The sequence below is a fragment of the Bacteriovorax sp. BAL6_X genome (assembly GCF_000443995.1).
Classification (GTDB): Bacteria; Bdellovibrionota; Bacteriovoracia; order Bacteriovoracales; family Bacteriovoracaceae; genus Halobacteriovorax_A.
Genome location: NZ_AUMC01000003.1, coordinates 788695 through 803097, shown reverse-complemented (window position 1 = coordinate 803097; position 14403 = coordinate 788695). Strand labels below are relative to the sequence as shown.

The 14403-nt window shown below is 36.1% G+C and carries 15 protein-coding genes and 1 riboswitch; of the genes, 4 read left to right on the top strand and 11 right to left on the bottom strand.

Translation table 11 applies throughout. The features are described 5' to 3' along the window. The first annotated feature begins 57 nt into the window (after positions 1–57). Positions 58–387: an SWIB/MDM2 domain-containing protein gene (locus tag M902_RS15725; protein ID WP_021266248.1), complete on the top strand. Its 330-nt coding sequence runs from the start codon at positions 58–60 to the stop codon at positions 385–387. A gap of 17 nt (positions 388–404) precedes the next feature. Here the strand turns inward: M902_RS15725 and M902_RS04000 are convergent, their stop codons facing one another. Next, the gene (locus M902_RS04000; protein WP_021266194.1) at positions 405–1532 is read right to left on the bottom strand and encodes a DEAD/DEAH box helicase; all 1128 of its coding nucleotides are present in this window, start codon (positions 1530–1532) and stop codon (positions 405–407) included. 60 nt (positions 1533–1592) lie between these two features. Here M902_RS04000 and M902_RS03995 point away from each other — a divergent pair, with 60 nt between their 5' ends. Next, on the top strand, positions 1593–1811 hold the full coding sequence (locus tag M902_RS03995; RefSeq protein WP_021265764.1) for a DUF3820 family protein: 219 nt from the start codon (positions 1593–1595) through the stop codon (positions 1809–1811). A 40-nt stretch (positions 1812–1851) separates the two neighbouring features. Here the strand turns inward: M902_RS03995 and M902_RS03990 are convergent, their stop codons facing one another. Continuing rightward, entirely contained in the window at positions 1852–2316 is a 465-nt protein-coding gene (locus M902_RS03990) for a hypothetical protein (protein WP_021266519.1), read from the bottom strand. Next, entirely contained in the window at positions 2317–5343 is a 3027-nt protein-coding gene (locus M902_RS03985) for a hypothetical protein (protein WP_021266396.1), read from the bottom strand. A 248-nt stretch (positions 5344–5591) separates the two neighbouring features. Between M902_RS03985 and M902_RS03980 the strand changes: the two genes are divergently transcribed. Beyond that, positions 5592–6254: a hypothetical protein gene (locus tag M902_RS03980; protein WP_021266526.1), complete on the top strand. Its 663-nt coding sequence runs from the start codon at positions 5592–5594 to the stop codon at positions 6252–6254. 2 nt (positions 6255–6256) lie between these two features. Here M902_RS03980 and M902_RS03975 read toward each other — a convergent pair whose 3' ends face one another. The 5 genes from M902_RS03975 to M902_RS03955 form a co-directional block, all read right to left on the bottom strand. Further along, positions 6257–7003: a Bax inhibitor-1/YccA family protein gene (locus M902_RS03975; protein WP_021266314.1), complete on the bottom strand. Its 747-nt coding sequence runs from the start codon at positions 7001–7003 to the stop codon at positions 6257–6259. A 54-nt stretch (positions 7004–7057) separates the two neighbouring features. Further along, positions 7058–8380, bottom strand: coding sequence for a HAMP domain-containing sensor histidine kinase (locus tag M902_RS03970; protein WP_198011853.1), 1323 nt, complete (start codon positions 8378–8380; stop codon positions 7058–7060). Positions 8381–8541: 161 nt separating this feature from the next. Continuing rightward, positions 8542–10032 carry a hypothetical protein gene (locus M902_RS03965; protein ID WP_021266049.1) on the bottom strand — a complete coding sequence of 497 codons (1491 nt, stop codon included), beginning with the start codon at positions 10030–10032 and terminating at the stop codon, positions 8542–8544. Between the two features lie 25 nt (positions 10033–10057). Next, on the bottom strand, positions 10058–10624 hold the full coding sequence (locus M902_RS03960; protein WP_021265720.1) for a pentapeptide repeat-containing protein: 567 nt from the start codon (positions 10622–10624) through the stop codon (positions 10058–10060). Positions 10625–10668: 44 nt separating this feature from the next. Beyond that, a complete protein-coding gene (locus M902_RS03955; RefSeq protein WP_021266051.1) occupies positions 10669–11064 on the bottom strand; it encodes an acyl-CoA thioesterase in 396 nt (131 codons plus the stop codon). Between the two features lie 19 nt (positions 11065–11083). Continuing rightward, positions 11084–11188, bottom strand: a riboswitch (cobalamin riboswitch). A gap of 85 nt (positions 11189–11273) precedes the next feature. Here M902_RS03955 and M902_RS03950 point away from each other — a divergent pair. Then, positions 11274–11903, top strand: a complete 630-nt coding sequence (locus M902_RS03950) for a hypothetical protein (RefSeq protein WP_021265927.1) — start codon at positions 11274–11276, stop codon at positions 11901–11903. A 33-nt stretch (positions 11904–11936) separates the two neighbouring features. On the opposite strand, the gene M902_RS03945 is transcribed toward M902_RS03950, so the two are convergent. The 3 genes from M902_RS03945 to M902_RS03935 all read right to left on the bottom strand — a co-directional run bounded on the left by M902_RS03945 (position 11937) and on the right by M902_RS03935 (position 14370). Continuing rightward, positions 11937–12338 carry a hypothetical protein gene (locus M902_RS03945; RefSeq protein WP_021266162.1) on the bottom strand — a complete coding sequence of 134 codons (402 nt, stop codon included), beginning with the start codon at positions 12336–12338 and terminating at the stop codon, positions 11937–11939. 98 nt (positions 12339–12436) lie between these two features. Continuing rightward, positions 12437–13939 carry a hypothetical protein gene (locus M902_RS03940; RefSeq protein ID WP_021266165.1) on the bottom strand — a complete coding sequence of 501 codons (1503 nt, stop codon included), beginning with the start codon at positions 13937–13939 and terminating at the stop codon, positions 12437–12439. 89 nt (positions 13940–14028) lie between these two features. Further along, positions 14029–14370, bottom strand: a complete 342-nt coding sequence (locus tag M902_RS03935) for a hypothetical protein (protein ID WP_040313859.1) — start codon at positions 14368–14370, stop codon at positions 14029–14031. Between the last annotated feature and the right edge of the window lie 33 nt (positions 14371–14403).

Here is a 14403-nt window from a genome sequence, read left to right as displayed (position 1 = left end):
TACAAAGAAAGTCTTTTCCTAAACAATTATTAGAGACACTAATTAAAGGATTAAATTATGAGTGAAGAAAAAGGATTAAAAAAACCAGTAAAATTAAAAGCAGACTTAGCAGCAATGCTTGGTGAAACAGAACTTCCAAGAACTGAAATCACTAAAAGACTGTGGGACTATATTAAAGAAAAAGGTCTTCAAACTAAGACTGAAAATGGAAGCCCAGAGAACGCAGGAAAGTTCATCGTAGCTGATGCAACTCTACTTTCTGTCTTTAAGCATACAAACTCAACTTCAAAGTCTGGTAAAGTTACTGACCTTCGTAATATGAAGGAAGGTGAAACAATCAACATGATGCAAATGGCAGCTGTTGTTGGTGCAAATATCGAAAAATAAATACTAAGAAGAAGGGCCTACTTTGTAGGCCCTTTTATATGGATTTCAAGTCCAAGTTCTTTTTGAATTCTTTTAAAATAATTTTCTTCACTTGGTGAAATATAAGAGATGGCAATCCCTCTTCTTCCTCCACGTCCTGTGCGGCCAATTCGATGAGTGTAGTTTTCAATCTGCTGCGGAAGATTAAAATTCAAAACATAACCTACACCGTCAATATCAAGCCCACGAGCTGCAATATCGGTGGCCACAAGCACATGCATATTACCCTTTTGAAATTCTTTTAAATTATAAATACGCTGGCGTTGATCACGGTCAGAGTGAATTGCACAGGCCTTAATATGATTGGCCTTTAAATGTCTTTCTAATTTATTGGCCTGAGACTTAGTTTTCACAAAGACAATAATACTTTTGACATGACGATCCTTTAAAAATTTTAAAAGAAAGTCTGCCTTCTTTTCTTCTTCTACGAGGTAGGCCATCTGGCGAATCCCCTCATGTCTTGACTTAATAGGAGCGATTTCGATCTTATGAGGATTTTTTAAAAGTTTATTAGCAATAACTTCAACTTCCCTTGGCATTGTTGCAGAAAAGAAAAGACATTGTTTTTGATCTGGAACCTTATTTAAAACAAACTCCAAATCATCTTTAAAGCCCATATCTAACATGCGGTCAGCTTCATCAAGAACTAAATGCGTGACCTCATCAAGAAAGATCTTCTCGTCTTTAATAAGATCAACTAAACGCCCAGGTGTAGCAACTAAGATTTGAACACCTTTAGCAAGTTTTTGAACTTGAAGCTTCTTGGCACTACCACCATAAACAGCAAGTGTTGAAAGAGCAAGGCCCTTACCATACTCTTTAAAGCTTTCTTCTACTTGCATCGCAAGCTCACGAGTTGGAGCAATGACAAGAGATCGTATATGGTACGGTTTAAGTTTTGATTTAGTTTTAGAAATTAAATCAAGAATTGGCGTTGAAAACGCGGCAGTCTTCCCACTTCCCGTTTGAGAAATTGCAAGTAGGTCCTTGCCTTCCAAAACAGCAGGAATTCCCTGTGTTTGAATTTGAGTAGGTTGTGTATATCCCTTCTTTGAAAGGGCATCTTCAATAGTTTTGGATAAACCCAAGTGCGTAAATTCTGCCATTCGTCATTTTTAGCAGAGTTTATAGGGGCCAGTCAACGAGTAATCCATTATACTAAGCATATGGAAGTTACATTTGATAAAGAACATCTTTTAAAATTCGTTCAAACAACCATGCCCTTTGGGAAATACAAAGGTAGACTTCTTATTGATCTTCCAGATGAGTACCTCGTTTGGTTTTCACAAAAAGGCTTCCCTCAAGGTCAGCTCGGCAGACTCCTTGAAGAGCTTGCAGAGATCAAATTAAATGGACTTGAATTCTTATTCAAAGACTTGCGCTAAACCAATCCTCACCGACTCGTTAAGACAAAATAGTGCGACCCTATGATAAGAAGTATTTATTATAAAGAACAGTGCTCCAAAACGCTAATCCTATAATATTTAAGACAATAATTTGAGTAACTTGAAAAATTTTAAACTGTTCCTTGTTTTTAATTCCTAATCCAAATTTATAAAGAGATAGTAGATTGAGGATGACCGGAACGAAGATCATGCCAAAAATAGCAAGCCTTAGAGAATCGTGCATATAATCCACTTCTTTTTCAGATTTATTCTCTTGAGGGCCTAAGACCTCGATACCATTCTTTTCTAAAATATACTTAGCGTCCACATAGTATAATTCCTCAACAGAGATCGTATACTCTTGTGCGGCCGCTGAGTTTAAATAAATATGTTCATTTAAATGGCCACTAGAAGACTTTACCTTAATACCGGCCTCTTCTAATATCACTCTTACTTGTTTTGCATCTTCTAAAATTAAAGTTGTATAGATTAGCTTTGTTTTCATTTAATTTGCAATGAGCCCTTTTATTGCCTCTGCACAATTTGTCTTTCGTGTGAATTGTTCTCCACCATAGAAATTCGGATCTAGTGTAGTACGATAAGTCTCACTTTGTTTGCTTGATTCAATACGAAGCTCCTGAAATTCAAGTGCTTCTGGATAAATTGGACCAGTATAAGCTCTTGCTTCTGATGTAATTGCCTTATTTTTACCTCTTGGCCTAACCGCCTTCTCCCAACCATTAAAGACAGGGTTATTAACTAATTGATCTTTAAGTGGTCGATAAAACTTCATACTTGTGTATTGTTCAACGTTCGCAAGCCCTTCGCCAATAATTGGACGATACTCTCGCATTTCAAGCCCTAGGTCATCTGTCATTTTCTTCAGATCTTCAATAAGCCTTGCATAATTATTTAGATATCTTTCATGACTAATATTTTGTAATGTGCCAGATATCTCACTTGTCGTATTTAAGGCCTTGTTTAAGATGGCCCTGAATAGTTTCATTTGTAGTGCGCTCTCATATGCATCACGAGGCGCATTCATTAAACGAACTTCGGCTTTTCTAATTTTTGGATTAACTCTGAATGCTGGTCGCCATGGTACTTTTGGATTAGAAATATCAAAATCGTCACTAATAAATTTTTCAGGAATAACATCTTGAAAATATGCTGACACATCTAAGTGAGTATATCGTGCCTTTCTACCGACTCGCTTGTTAAAGTAACCTTCATTATAAAGGGCCATCTTAAGTTCTGTTTCTGTGCCATTCCAATTTGCAAGTTTCTTCGCAAATTCATCTGAGATTACAACAGGCTCAGCACTCTTAACACGGTTCAGGTCTTGAAACATAAAAGCAATGACAGATCGATACTCATTAAAAATAGCAAGAAAACGAGCAAACTCGTAAGGCTTATTTTCAAAAACCGTTAGATCAATATTTAAGTGACCTCCCCCTGCTTTAATATAGGGAAGGGCATTGTTTTTTTGAAATGTATCAAATACGGCCTGTATTTCATCCATATTAGGTTCAAACTTTGGAGTGACAACTTCAATAGATCCGGCCCTAACAGAATCAATAATCACATCGCCAGCAGGAGTATAGTTTCGGCCAATCCCATCCCACTCAACTCTCCATGAGCGATCTTTGGAATCACGAATCTTAAAAGCAATATCAAGACCGTGGCCATGGCCGTCTTCATAAAGCCTTTCGACCTGTCCTTCTCCACCTAGACGATCTCGGAGGTCTGTAGCAAGCTTTTCTAGATATGCTTCTTTTTCATCTGCAGACATATCCACACGAGTTTGTAACCATGACATCTTTCCATCTAATAGTCTTTCTCTCTTATAACTTCCATCCTCATTTTCAATCATTGCATAATCACCTTGAAACTTAAGAGGAAACTTTGCTGAATACTCAATACCAAGGTCAATTTTATTAACATCAATTGGCAAATTAGTACCTGGTTTAAACTTATGAAAGCTTTCACGATCTAAAAAATTTCTCTGTGGCATCATGTACTTTCGAATATCTTCGATAATATTAGATGAAGCAACCCACTCTCTTTGAAGAGAGATGATTGCTTTTTTTAGATTGTCTCTGTTTGTATGTTTAAGACTTGCAACATCAATTAGATAGTCTTTAGTTAAGTTTTTAAGAATTGTCTTTTTAGTTTTTCCAAACATTGGACATTCATTGTACCAATTCCAAAGCGCAACGTTATAACCATCTAGCGAAGCTTGATTAAGTTTAGATGCAGCACTCTTTGCCTGCTCCATTGTTAGACCAAATCTATACTTTATATCCAATGTATCTACATGATTCATTGTTTGATCATCCACTAAAGTCCATGAGTGTACCTTTTCAATCCCACTAAAGTCGTTGCGTGAAAAACGAGAAGCAAGACTAGCTTGTATAAAGCGTGCAACTCTTAAATTCTTTGTCCCCGATCGAAATTCAATTGAAACAGAGTCTTTAACAAAGCGTCCCTCATAATCCACTCTTAATGGTCCTCGGCCTGTTTCTTCTCCGTCGATAATTCCTTCTGAAATTTCCCAGTCATCTAAAACGTCTTTATAGTCCGCACTTTCAATACCTGATCGTCCGGCAATCCCTTCAAGTACAATTAATGCTTGGGCGGCCTTAGTCAGCTCCGCGGCCTTTTGACGATTAAAATTATCTCCAACAGGTACGACCATTCGCTGATGACCTGGTGCTTGAAATAACTCACCATTTCTTCCCATAAGCTCCTTAAACCATGCGATCATTTCTTGGAATTCACCAAAAGACTTTTGAGGTTTAAAGAGGATTTCCCAACCAACAGAGGTTGCCTCGGCCCTATCAATATATTTTTGGGCTTCGCCTATAATAGGAGTCATTTGAGAGTAAGGATTTAATTTTTTATCAATATAAGGAAACTTTCCCTTAAAGAGTTCTCTTCTAGTTTGTGGTGATAGATAACTAAATGGGCTGTTATTAGTTCTGCTCCCCCATTCTTGCCACTTCTCCTCAAGATCTTGCAATGAGGCATCTTCAGGGTTAAGGCCATTAAGAAATGCTATACTCATCGACTTATTTCTTCCCTTCTCATCAAAGAGTTCTTTAGCTGGATCGTGGTACTCTCCCTTATCGTCTATCCAAACCCTTATTGAATTTTCTGGTGTATCATCCATCCAACGAGTGAAGAATATCTTTAAAAACTTGGCCCGATCAGATTGATCAGCAGAAAGAGCATTATTAAATGCATTAAAGTTTGGGCCTAGCAACCTTGTAATATATGAAGATGAACCTTCTTTCTCCGCCCCCCACGTGATTGATCGATTACCCGAGCCTAAGACTCCCGTGGCCTTGGCACTGTAGCCAACAGATGCTTCCATCATCTCTCCCCAAATATCATAAGCAGTCTTTTTAGAGGAAGCAGGCGTGCGCCAATCGACTTCTGGTAAACCACTGTAAGTAAAGTAAACCTGAGGGAATACACCAAGTAAAAATGTAAATACTAAGATAAAAGAAGAGTTCTTAAAAAACTTCATGAACGTCCTTAATAGCGATAAATTGTTCACATACGTTTCGGTAACCCCACAAGAATACTTGACGAAAAGACTACCAACCAAGTAATAACAGCAACTTACATTCTTGCCTAAAGATGATGACATACATATAATCGCGGCATGAAAAATAAAAAACCACTTAACTACTGGCGTATTAGCTTCAAAGTAGTCCTTTTAATTCTGAGTATTTATATATGGTTTGCGCTCTACCAAGGAATGAGTGGTAAATAATGAAGGCATTACTAATTGGACTCCTTACATTAAATATTTTTGCAGTACAACCTAGCTCGGGCTTCTGCCTCGCTAAATATACGACAAAGAAATATATCCAAAATGACTTCACAGCACCTTATCCAAAGGAAGTGATCTTTAGTTGTCAGTACGAATGTCGCGATATGGAAGGTCAATCAACGGAGAAAATATCGGGTATCTCAAAGATAGTTGTTACAAGCCTTACTGATGATGCCTTAAAAGTTGTTTGCCAAGGCGTTGTCGTAAAGAAGTCAAAATGGGGATACGACTACGATCGCACCGAAGAGTTCTATGCACATCAAACAAATATTAAAGAAATAAAAGAATGGGCCAAACAGTCTATCCCATTAGAGAATGAGTACACACTTAAGCTTCTAACAGAGTTCAAAGATCATTTAAAGAAAGTTTACCCTAGTTATAAGATAGCGGGCCAGTCTAATTCCTCGGTTGCGAAAGAGTTTGCTCAAGCAGCACATATTTTAGAAGAGATGTCGCAACAATTACCAGAGGGCCGAAATTTATTTGATGAATATCGTCTTATGCTTCAAGAAAGAAATGGAAATACGGGAAGTGAATTAACAGCTCAAAAGTTAATCATGGACCAAATACTCTTTGGAGCAAGTTGGTCCATGAATATTTAAAATTAATCGCGACTATTTAATTTCGAAAGAAGTCTTAAAACTTCAATATAAAGCCATACAAGAGTCACCATTAATGAAAAGCCCGCGTACCACTCAAGATACTTTGGAGCACCTTGATCAACACTCTTTTCAATAAAATCAAAATCAAGAATTAAACTAAATGCTGCAACACCAACGACGATAAGGCTAAAACCAATTCCTACTGGCCCATTTCCATGAATCATTGGAATCGATGCTCCAAAGAAAGACATGATAAAGCTCACTAGATAAATTCCCATAATAGAGAACATTGCTGTCATAATAATCTTTCTAAATGTTCCAGTCGCTCTAACAAGGCCCCAACGATAAAGAAAGAATAAAGTAATGAAGGCCGCAAATGTAATTGTTACGGCATTAAAAACAATTCCTCTAAATTGGAATTCATAGATAGCGGAAATAGACCCCAGAAGTAGCCCTTCACAAAGTGCATAGGCAGGCGCTGTAAACATCGCCAATCTAGGTTTAAAGATCGTAACCATTGCAAAGATAAAGCCACCAATACCACCAATCATAGGATACATTCCCATTTGCGGCTGCATTGAATTCTCTAGCGTTCCAAGTGTTACATTCCAAGTATAAATAAATGTCATTAGCATTAGAGCAAAGAGAATCATCCCTTTATTAAATACTCCAGAAAAAGACATTCTTTCATCAGATAGAGTTCCAGTATTAAATACATCATTTCTTAGTGTCGGATTAGTCGACCTCATAATTCCTCTTTTGTTATAATTTAAAATATTATATCAAAAGCAGACAGCTTTGGTCTAAGAAAACAGACTCTTTTTAAATAACAATGAGAATTGTGTACCGTGATTGTCAGGTGATATATCTTTGGTCTTTGAACGTACAGAGATAGTACCGTGACTTAGTTCAACAAATGTCTTAACGATTGACATTCCAAAACCAGTCCCCTTCTCCCCGCTTGTTCCAATCTTTGAAGGTATAGCATTATTTTCAAAGAGAACTTCTAATAATTCCTCTTCAATGCCAACTCCTCTATCTATTAAATGAACCTGAACACCATCACTTCTTTCTTCAACAGAGATTTCAATTTCTTGTCCAATGTCTGAAAACTTAATCGCATTAGATAAAAGATTTCCAAAAATTTGATATTTTAAGGCCGTTGAATTCCCCATAAAATAGATATGCTCATTAGCAGAATAATCATATTTTAGACTGATATTCTTATCATGTAGTTTTGACTCAAAAACTCGATATAAGTATTCAATAACTTGATTTAAATAAACTTTTTCAAACTTAAGTTCAACTTTTCCTTGCTTAATTGATTGCAGGTCTCGAATTTGGGTCAATATATTACTGATTCCAGATGTACACGAGTTAATTCGAGTTAAGCACTTGTGGATATCTGGATCTTCATTTGAGGTTAGTAGCTTACTTAGTCTTTTAGCTGAAAGATTAACGACAGTTAGTGGATTACTAATATCGTGTCCAACTAATGTTAGAAGAGTATCAATCTGCTCCTTCTTTTCGACAATAGCATGATAGAAGCGATCGCGATCCACCATGTACGCAAACATGAATAGCGAGTTTAATAAAATAAAACCGATCATGATCAAAACACGTGCCAAGACCTCACCTGAATGACTCAAGTAGTTTTGCAAAATAACGCCATTTAAATGTAATGCGAATAAATACGACGTGGCCAATATAGATAAAATAAACCAAAGGAAAAGTTCTCTCTTTGTTCCAATAAGTCCAGCAATCATTGGTAGAACAGCAAACCAAATTGGGGAGACACTAATAAAACCTCCTGTTAAAATAGACCAAGAAAACTCATGGATAAATCCTGCCAGGATTGTAATATTTAGCGCAAGTGATAACGAACCAAAGAAGTAATATAATACAGGACTGAAGAAATGTATTAAACACGAAGCTATACCAATCTGATAAAGTAGTGGATTCTGGCAAAAAAAGTACGAGATAACTAAATGTCCCCACATTAAAGGAGCAGTTAAAAAAACAGTATAAATATAAAGACCTAGCTGCGAAAGCTCGCGTGCAGGCATATCAGGATTCCTAAGCGCAAGAAACCTAATGATTTTATTAATTGGACTTACTGGATTCATAATCATTTATTAATACCATAAACACAAATTCTATTTAGAAGATTCTCTTCTTTTTAATTGATAAGGCCTTAAAAATAAAGAACAAATCCAGAACTGACCAATTTTAGTAATTTTTACAAGAGCGCTAAACAGCATAGTAATCGCCCTATAAAAGTGGCAATTTAAAATTGTATACTGGCAGAAATTCTCCTAAGTGGCATATACTCTATCCCTTCTAACTTCAATGATTTATCTAAAGCTCTCAATTCTTCTTTAAAGTTTTGAGCAACCTTCATTTGTTTTGGATCCTTAAACTTATAGCGAGCATTAATTAACTTTGTAACTGTTGTTGGAGAAAAAAATAAATTATCGGCCATTGAATACTTCATTTGATCAATTGCATTTACAAGCTTTGACCTCTTTATCATTTTCGTATCCTTATTTGGAGGTGCCTGTCTTAACCTTAGAGGTACTTTTCTTTTATCTAAGATTCCATAATTATAATGATCAGTAGCATGGGCCACTGTGACAGTAAAAAGATAGGTAGTAACAGCGCGTACTAATGTATCCTCTTTGAAAATCTCTTTGCTCGAAGGAAAGTCATTTACATGTTGATTGCAGTAGTCGGCCCATTTACTAATCCAAAAATCATCGACACTCACATCTGCCAAAATACCTTTTACAAATTTATAAAACACTTCATAGTAACGGTTCAAATACGTCCCGTATTTACCTTCTACACATGGTGATTTAAGAGAGTATGAAAAAGGTGGATATGAAAGATTTCCTTTAATACCTTTATAGCCTTCCACAAGTAGATCTCTTAGTCCCTCAGGTCCTCCAGGATATGGAGCATAGGTCATCCACCATTTCTCCTGTAAAAGAGAACTCTTATAATTCAGAACTGCGTTCTCTAGCGGAAGAGTAAACCTGAAATGTGGAGACAGAAGTCTAAAGAGGATATGGTCTTTTGGTAATGACGTTTTCGAAATGGCATTAATTGAATCAAAAGGAAAATGTAACAAAGGATGAACAACAAGAGTTGCACATAAGGCCCCCCCTTGAAGAACAAAGTACTTAGCTAACTCTAATCCATCACTAGGAGTCGAGAAGTCAAAAATAGTTTCAGTTTTTTGAACATAAATCGCTTGAACTTTAAAGCGATCCCCTTCTTTATAAAGAAGAGTTTTTGTCGCACTGACATGAATCCCTTTCAAAGGCTTAACAACACGAACGGCATCTAGGTCCACAATAAACCAACTCTTCTCATCTTTGTTATAATTGTGAAAGCACTGCCAATCTTCGTCATCTAATTTATCAGTAAGAAATTTACTCATCATAGAATAATTTAAAAGATCTTCAAATTCATCATTTCGCACTTCTTTTAGGCCTGGAAATAAAAGACCTTTAATAAAGTAATATGGCGAAAGTGCCAGTGTCGCAACATAACGTGAACCAATAAATAACCACCAATCAAGAGTTTCTCTTAATGGAATATGAATAACCGCTGGCGACTCTCCCCATGGATGTACAGGTGATGGCTGCGGCCAAGGACCTTTTCGTTCGTACATGAAATCTTTTTGAGAGTACAGATGTTCAGGAGAAGTCGCACTATTGACTTGAGAGCGGATTTTATCCTTAACTCTAATTGAGAATTTACCTTGATTCTTCATTTTGCCTTCCTAGCTTAAAAATGTATTATTCGATTTCAATACCAAATGGACTCAACAGATTGAGAACTTCAGGCATTGAAAACTTACAGTTTTTTAAATTTGTATTTGTAATATCAATATAGAAATTTCGCGCATTTAGAAACTTAGAACCCTTTAAATTAGTTCTCGTAAAATTTGTTCCCAGCAGATCACTATCTGAAAAGTCACCACTCTCAAAAGTGCTTTGAGTAAAATCAGTATCTTTGAGAGTTGAAGAAATAAACTGAGCTCCATGGATTGTACAATCTTGAAAGGAAGCATAGTTTAGAATACTACGATTAAACTTGAGTTCGAAAAGCGTATTACAGTCACTGAAGTTTAGGCCAATGCATTTAGAATCAACGAATGTCACATCACGAAAGCTTGCCCCGAGTAGTTTTAAATTACTCAAGTTACAGTTTGTAAAAGTACACTCGATAAATTTTGCATTCGATGCATCGAGTTCACTAATATCAATACTAACGAATTCACAGCAGATAAATTCACTCCCCCTTAACTCACTGACCTCGTTAATATTTTCAGTATCAAAAACTTCATCTTCAAAATATGGCATGGAAGCATTTTAAACTAAATTTATTAACGAGGCTATTTTAAAATTTATAAGAAAATTGGTACAGGTCTGCGATCATCGTCAATGGCCACTAATGTGAAACTTCCCTTAACAGCTTCAACTTGACCTTCCTCATACATTCCCTCTAGCATTAGTCTTACTTCAACTACTAAGCTGCTATTACCAACCTTCGTAATCTCACCGACAAGCTCTGCGAAATGCCCTCCAGGAATAGGCATATTAAAGTCAACTCGGTCACTTGAGACCGTGACAAACTTTTTACGGCCAAAACGAGTTGCTGTGATAAAGGCCACCTCATCCATCCATTTTAGGGTGTTACCACCAAATAAGGTATCATAGTGATTTGTACTATTAGGAAAAACGGCCCTAACTACCGTAGTTTTTGCGCGTGCAATTGCTTCGCTTAATTGCGCTTTATTCATTGATTCCTCCTCGGGATTTAAAGATTTCGCTAGCTTGGGATCGGACTTTACCGTTGCGGGACAGTGTTGGAATTACACCAACTTCACCACCTAGCGCTAACTATCCTAAATCTCGATAAACTTAAAGGCAATAAGAATTACAATTATGCTGGCTAATTTATTTGGACATGGTATTCAGGTTCAACAATAATTAATTAAGGACACATTTTATGAAGAAATTACTATCAGTTGCGGCCTTATTCCTAAGCTTTAATGTAGCCGCAGTGGAGACGACGGCCAGGCCATTTAGCTTTGACGTTTATGCTCCTTCTAAAGAGCTAAACTTTAAGGTAACTCTAGAGCAGAGATGTCGCTATGAAATTCCAGTTTGGGGAGATAGCGCAAAATTTGAGGAGAAGAATAAGACAACACCACTAACTGTAAAAAAATCTAATCAATCAAGTGGGCTTACTCGTTACACTTTTTCTTTAAATCACACTCAAAGTTTAGAAATGAGTGGATTCTTTAAATACGGTAAGGAGTGTACAAGTGGTATTAAGATCATTGTTCAAAGTGCAAAGTATGCAGTTGGTTGGGCAAATCAATTTCATCGTCCAATTGAGTTTAGCTTCTTAAATGAAATGTATGCTTATAAAGAATATGACACTGTTTTTGATCCAAGCGAAAATAAAAATATTAAGCTTTTTGAAAATAATGAAATTTCATTTGCATATGAGGCCCTTCCAAATGCCAACCAAGTAAATGTAACGATTCTTTCAGATGGAAATCAAATGCCGACGACATCTAGTAAAAGTGCTTTAAAGAATCCTAAAACGAATCTACCTTATAATTTAAAGTAATAAAAAAGGCCTCTTAGAGAGGCCTTTATTCTTTTAGTAACCTAATTTTTCGTAAACAACTTCTTCCTGCTCAGTCACACAATCTGAAACTGCAAAGTAAAAATCATTATTTAATCTTGGCCAACCATTGCGAGAAACTTCAATCATTTGATCATACTTTGTATATCCCTTGATTTCACAAGATGCCTCATTCTCAGTTGCCGAATAAGAATCATCATCCCCCCAAACTTCATCTAGAATAACAAAGTCTAGAACACAAGAGTTTGTTTCAGCATTACATTTGAAAGTATCAAATCTAAAATTGAAATCACCTTCACACCAAGTATCACCACAGATATTATCAATCTCAGTAACAACTATGCTCTCTTCTTCTTTCGTTAAAGTATTTGCAAAAATTGATGATGTAAAGAATGCTAGAATAATGATTTTTTTCATGACAGATCTCCCAATATTGATTTTTTGGGAATATAGAATGTGATATATTGTATGTAAATCCTATTAATAGTATTTACACGATTCAATTTTTAGATAGGTTAAAATAATTGCTCAATCATCTCAACACCACGAGCTAGCTTGCTAGAAGCTTCTGAGTCTCTTTCATTTCGACTTGCAATTTCTCTTAAGTCACTAGATTTAATCTTCCTAGAGAGCTTAAATTTTGCCGTCGTGGCCTGCTTATCAATAAAACCAGTAATCACTGCTGAGACATAGGCTTCATTCACTTGAGCAATGAATTTATTAACCGGACGATACCTATTGGCCTTTTTGATATATTTTTTCATACGGCTTCCATCTTCAGAAACCTCAAGCCCTCGCTCTTTTATTTGTCGCATAAACTCCTGCATAACACCAGGCCCACGCGTGGCCAGTCCAAGAAAAACTGAATCAATATTTTTTTGATTAACTGGAATACGACTTATATTTTTATAAATAAAAATTTCAGCACTAACTAATCCCGTCTCGCTAGAGAGTGTGGCCATATCTCTTAAGTAGTTTGGATCTATTTCATTTTTCGGATCATAGGCACCCAGACAAATATTACATGCCGAAGCTTTTGCTGACTTATTATCAGAGAAACAACAGACTTCACAACCATAACTCACATCAACCCCGTGTCCATGGCGATAACCTAAGTTATGTAGAAGCTCATGAAAGACAACTCCTTCAAGCTCGTCTTTAGGTGGGCCATTTTTAATTGAGTTTAGAAAGCCAGATTTCATTTTTGGGTTTAAGGAGATAAATGGGCCATTAACTCCGTAGCTTTTGTGCCTATTGCTCCCGACAGAAGCAAAAGCTATTGTTCCATCCCATGAGTAATCTTTTTGATTACACATTATCGATGTAGGCTTTACCTTTCCACTTAGCTGAATATTTAGAAGGTTGATTATATTTGCAATCTCACCTTTTGCACCAGTCTCTTTATTATTAGTTCCCAATTCAGAAAGACAACTCATTCCCTTATCCAGAGAGTTACGCATAAGAGTTTCAAAATTATCATTACCAAAGTTATCAAGACAACTTTTATGAATTTTTACTCCAGGTGTGAATTCATAGAAGCCATTATTAAGTTTTTCAAGAATTGGATCAAAATCAGAAATTAGGTTATCAAGTGAACTGATCGAATTTAAAAAGCTTTCATAAGAACACATATTTACGGCTTCACTATGTTGAATGTTTTGAATTCTTTTTTCGATGGCCAGAATACGCTTACCATTTTCAATACGGTAGAGCTTGTATATAGACTCTTTCTCCAGTTTTTCAATTAATTCCACTCGATCAAAGTTTAAATCGAAATTATTATCCGATTCAATCGTTGTAAGCTCTCCTACTACCTTCATTTGATAATCAAATTTTCCATCGTAATTACGATCATTTAAATGTTCTACTAAGCGATGATTTTTATAACGAAAGATATTATCTACTTTTCCATCTTTATTATCATCAAATTCAAAGACCTGCCTATCTTCAGCTCTGGCAAGTATGCTAAAGAAAGACAAAGTAAGTAAGATAAGAAATTTTAAGTATGAATTCATCATGATATTTATTTATCGGAATAATCATGAAAAAAATGACAAAAAAGACCCACATTTGTGGGCCTTAAATATATGAAAATATGTTGTCTAGATTACCAAGTATTGTAACAACGTTGGCGACTTAACTTCTTTTGAGTTTGATTATAGTAGATCGTGCAGCTATGGTACTCATAGTGAAGCATTAATTTAACATGATGATCCTCTTCTTCACCTACTGGCCAAAAATTTGGTGCGTGTGAAACTTGAAGGTCCCATAGACGATCTGCTGTACAAAAAGCTTCGACATTTTCGTAATTTAAAAGGTCAGCAGTAAATTGTATTGCTTCAACCTTAACTGCATCATTTTCAAATCTAAGACATTCATTGGATCCGTTGATAGCAAAAACTTGTGTACTAACAAATAGTGCCACTAACATCATAAGTGTGTTTTTCATTTTTCCCCCTTATAAAAGTGAGGAAGTTTTACC

Coding starts and splice junctions, on each gene's coding strand:
- M902_RS15725 (WP_021266248.1), top strand. CDS start 58: ATGAGTGAAGAAAAAGGATTAAAAAAACCAGTAAAATTAAAAGCAGAC.
- M902_RS04000 (WP_021266194.1), bottom strand. CDS start 1,532: ATGGCAGAATTTACGCACTTGGGTTTATCCAAAACTATTGAAGATGCC.
- M902_RS03995 (WP_021265764.1), top strand. CDS start 1,593: ATGGAAGTTACATTTGATAAAGAACATCTTTTAAAATTCGTTCAAACA.
- M902_RS03990 (WP_021266519.1), bottom strand. CDS start 2,316: ATGAAAACAAAGCTAATCTATACAACTTTAATTTTAGAAGATGCAAAA.
- M902_RS03985 (WP_021266396.1), bottom strand. CDS start 5,343: ATGAAGTTTTTTAAGAACTCTTCTTTTATCTTAGTATTTACATTTTTA.
- M902_RS03980 (WP_021266526.1), top strand. CDS start 5,592: ATGAAGGCATTACTAATTGGACTCCTTACATTAAATATTTTTGCAGTA.
- M902_RS03975 (WP_021266314.1), bottom strand. CDS start 7,003: ATGAGGTCGACTAATCCGACACTAAGAAATGATGTATTTAATACTGGA.
- M902_RS03970 (WP_198011853.1), bottom strand. CDS start 8,380: ATGAATCCAGTAAGTCCAATTAATAAAATCATTAGGTTTCTTGCGCTT.
- M902_RS03965 (WP_021266049.1), bottom strand. CDS start 10,032: ATGAAGAATCAAGGTAAATTCTCAATTAGAGTTAAGGATAAAATCCGC.
- M902_RS03960 (WP_021265720.1), bottom strand. CDS start 10,624: ATGCCATATTTTGAAGATGAAGTTTTTGATACTGAAAATATTAACGAG.
- M902_RS03955 (WP_021266051.1), bottom strand. CDS start 11,064: ATGAATAAAGCGCAATTAAGCGAAGCAATTGCACGCGCAAAAACTACG.
- M902_RS03950 (WP_021265927.1), top strand. CDS start 11,274: ATGAAGAAATTACTATCAGTTGCGGCCTTATTCCTAAGCTTTAATGTA.
- M902_RS03945 (WP_021266162.1), bottom strand. CDS start 12,338: ATGAAAAAAATCATTATTCTAGCATTCTTTACATCATCAATTTTTGCA.
- M902_RS03940 (WP_021266165.1), bottom strand. CDS start 13,939: ATGATGAATTCATACTTAAAATTTCTTATCTTACTTACTTTGTCTTTC.
- M902_RS03935 (WP_040313859.1), bottom strand. CDS start 14,370: ATGAAAAACACACTTATGATGTTAGTGGCACTATTTGTTAGTACACAA.